Source organism: Nocardia farcinica (assembly GCF_029867845.1).
Taxonomy (GTDB): Bacteria; Actinomycetota; Actinomycetes; order Mycobacteriales; family Mycobacteriaceae; genus Nocardia; species Nocardia farcinica_A.
This window is the reverse complement of record NZ_JARWRU010000076.1, coordinates 1-3,816: the sequence shown is the minus strand read 5'-3', so window position 1 is coordinate 3,816 and position 3,816 is coordinate 1. Positions and strand designations below refer to the sequence as shown.

At 72.7% G+C, this 3,816-nt stretch carries 1 protein-coding gene; it reads left to right on the top strand.

Going from position 1 to position 3,816, the window contains the following annotated elements:
• Window positions 1-320 precede the first annotated feature (320 nt).
• A partial coding sequence (locus QH283_RS01275; protein ID WP_280501182.1) for an amino acid adenylation domain-containing protein occupies window positions 321-3,816 on the top strand: 3,496 nt, incomplete at its 3' end.

Sequence of the window (3,816 nt, the reverse complement as noted above, 5' to 3'; positions counted from 1 at the left end):
CGGAGTCCCGGAGGCAGTCGCGGCGCCCGTCACGAGTCCTCGCGTCACGAGTCCTCGCGACGGGCGTTCGCGTGCGCGAAAAGTGTTCCGCCACAACGGTAATCGGGAATATTCCCAATTTCTCGACCCCGACTCGGGCACACTGGAGTGAGGTTAGTGTAACCTAACCATTTGGGGTTGATCTCGCCCTGAGGGGCGTTTCCCGCACGGGCGGCGCGCTTGCCTCGGGAAGCCGGTGACCGGTGGCGAAAGTCGGTTAGCGTTACCTAATTTCTTAGGGTACGCTAACTCCGAATTTCCGATCTGCGAGAGGCGTTCTCATGGTGGTTGCTCGTCCCGAGGCGAGTGCGGACATCGATATCCGCGCGGAAGTCGGATCGGCTCTGGGTATCCCGCCGGAGTCGCTCGACCTGGACGGCGACCTGATCACCCAAGGGCTGGACTCGCTGCGCATGATGCGGCTGGCGGGCCGGTGGCGCAAGCGTGGTTTCGACATCGACTTCGCGCGGCTCTCCGGCGAACCGACCATCCGGGCCTGGGCCGATCTGCTCGGCCTCGGCGGCGTCGAACAGGCCGATGCCGATGCGGATTCCGAGCATGAGGCCGGGGCAGAACAGATCGAGCGGGCCGAGGTCGCGGACCTGAGCAGCGACCTGAGCGTCCCCTTCCCGCTGGCGCCGATGCAGCACGCGTACTGGATCGGCCGCTCCGACAGCCACGCCTACGGCGGCGTCGCCGCCCACCTCTACATCGAATTCGACGGCCGCGCCCTCGAACCGGAACGTTTCCGCGCCGCGGTCACCGCTCTGCTGTGGCGTCACCCCATGTTGCGGGTGCGCGTGCTGCCCGACGGCACCCAGCTGGTCGGCGACCCGCACCCCGAGGCCGTCGCGGTCCACGACCTGCGCGCCCGCCCGGCGGAGGAGGTCGCGGGCATCCTGGCCCGCCGCCGCGAGGAAGGCACCCACCGCGCGCTGCCCATCGAGGACGGCGGCGTGGTGCGGGTGGAACTGAGCCTGCTGCCCGGCGGCACCGGCCGGGTCCACCTCGACGTCGACATGATCGCCGCCGACGCCATGAGTTACCGCGTGCTCGTCGACGATCTGGCCCGGCTCTACCTCGGCGAGGATCTGCCCGAGCTGCGCGTGCACTTCCCGGCGCTGTCCGCCCAGCGCACCGGCCGCGCCCCCTGCGAGGCCGATATCGCGTGGTGGCGCGAGCGCATCGCGGATCTGCCCGGCGCCCCCGAACTCCCGGTGCGCGAGGCCGCCGCCCGCGGCGATGTCCCGCCCGCCTCGGTGCGCCTGCACCACGCCATCGACTCCGCCGCTCGCAAGCGGTTGGAGGAGTACGCCCACAAGCGCGGCGTCACCCCGGCCGCGGCGGTGGCGGCGGTCTTCGCCGAGGCGGTCGGCGCCTACTCCGCGACCCCGCGTTTCCTGCTGACCGTGCCGCTGTTCGACCGCGACCCCGTGCACCCCGATGTGGAGAAGGTGGTCGGCGACTTCACCTCCTCGCTGGTCGTCGACGTCGACCTGCGCGAGAGCCGGACCCTGGCCGAGCGGGCCAGGGCGATGCGGGTGGCCATGCACGAGGCCGCCGCGCACGGCAGCTTCGGCGGCCTGGACGTGTTGCGCGAGCTGAGCAGGCAGCGCGGCGAATCCGTGGTCTCGCCGGTGGTGTTCACCAGCGCGCTCGGCCTGGGCGAGCTGTTCTCCCCGGCGGTCACCGAGGTGCTCGGCGAGCCGTCCTGGATCGTCTCGCAAGGCCCGCAGGTGCTGCTGGACGCCCAGGTCACCGAGGTCGCGGGCGGTCTGCTGCTGAACTGGGACGTGCGCGCCTCGGATCTCGAGCTCGACACCGCACGCGAGATGTTCGCCTATTACGTGCGGCTGCTGGACCTGCTCATGGCCGACGACTGGGACCGCCCCGCGCCGGACCCTGTCACCGAGGAGGTGCGCGCCCAGCGCCTCGCGGCGCACCGTCCGCTGCCCGCCACCGAATTCTTCGACGGCACCCTGCACGGGCACTTCCTCGCCGAGGCCGAGCGCCGCGGCGACGCCCCCGCCGTCATCACCGACGCCCGCACCTGGACTCACGCCGAACTCGCGCGCGAGGCCCGCCGCGTCGCCGGTGCGCTGCTGGACGCGGGCGTCGGCGCGGGCGACACCGTGATCGTCGACCTGCCCAAGGGCGGCGACCAGGTGGTGGCCGCGCTCGGCGTGCTCATCGCGGGCGCCGCGTACGTGCCGATGGCGCCCACCCAGCCGCGGGCCCGCCGCGAGCGCATCGCCTCGGTGGCCACCCCGGCCGCGATCGTCACCGATCGCGCCGAGCGCTGGGCGGATTCGGCGCACACCGTGCTCGCGCTGGACCTCGCGCGCGCCGCCGCGCCCGCCGCGCCGGTCGTGGTGCCCGCCGACGCGCCGGCCTACGTGCTGTTCACCTCCGGCTCCACCGGTCTGCCCAAGGGCGTGCAGGTGCCGCACCGCGCGGCGGTGGCCACCCTGACCGATCTGGTGCGCCGTTACGCGCTGGGCGCGAACGACCGCAGCCTGCAGGTCTCCTCGCTGGAGTTCGACCTGTCGGTCTTCGACATCTTCGGCCTGCTCGCGGTGGGCGGCGCGGTCGTGGTCCCCACCGACGACGCCGACGCCAAGGTCGACACCTGGAGCCGGCTGCTGGCCGACGCCGGGGTGACGGTGCTCAACTGTGTGCCCTCGATCCTGGGCATGCTGCTCGACAACGCCCCGCTGCCGGCGCGGCTACGGGTGATCATCATGGGTGGCGACAAGGTCGACGTCTCGCTGCTGCACCGCGTGCTCGCGCAGCTGCCCGAGTGCCGGATCGCGGGCCTCGGCGGCACCACCGAGACCGCCATCCACTCCACCGTGTGCGAGGCGCCCGACGTGCCCGCCGACGCGACTTTCGTGCCCTACGGCGTGCCGCTGGACGGCGTGCGCTGCCGCGTGGTCGACGCTGTCGGCCGGGACCGGCCCGACCGCGTCCCCGGTGAGTTGTGGATCGGCGGCGCCGGCGTGGCCGACGGCTACCGCGGCGACCCGGAGCGCACCGCCGACCGCTTCCTCACCCATGACGGTATGCGCTGGTACCGCACCGGCGACATGGTGCGCTATCTGCCCGGCGGCTTCCTGGACTTTCTGGGCCGCGCCGACCACATGGTCAAGATCCGCGGCTACCGCGTGGAACTCGGCGAGGTCGAGGCCGGGCTGCTCGGTCTGCCCGCCGTCACCGGCGCGGTCGCCTGGTCCGACGGCCGTGAGCTGCGCGCCGCGGTCACCGCGACCGACGGCGTCGACGGCGAGACGCTGCGCGAGCAGCTGACCGAAGCGCTGCCGCCGCACATGATCCCGCGCACCGTCGCCGTGCTCGACGCGCTGCCGTTGACCGCCAACGGCAAGTACGACCGTGCCGCGGCCGCCACGCTGGTGACAGGGGAGGAGCGCTCGGCCGCCGTCGCGCCGCGCACCCCGGTCGAGGAGGCGCTCGTGGAGATCCTCGGCACCGTGCTGAGCACCCGCCCGCTCGGCGTCACCGACGACTTCCTCGCCCTCGGCGGCGACTCGGTGCTGGCCACCGCTTTCGTCGCCAAGGTCCGCCGCTGGCTGGACGTGCCCCGGCTGACGGTGGCCGAGATCTTCGGCCGCCGCACCATCGAGGGGCTCGCGCAGCGGCTCACCGAACTCGACGGCGACCGCGCCGAGCGGGTGGCCCGGCTCTTCCTGGAGGTCATGCGGTTGTCCGACGAACAGGTCGAGGCCGAGCTCTCCGCCCCCGAGCTCTCCGCCCCTGAGC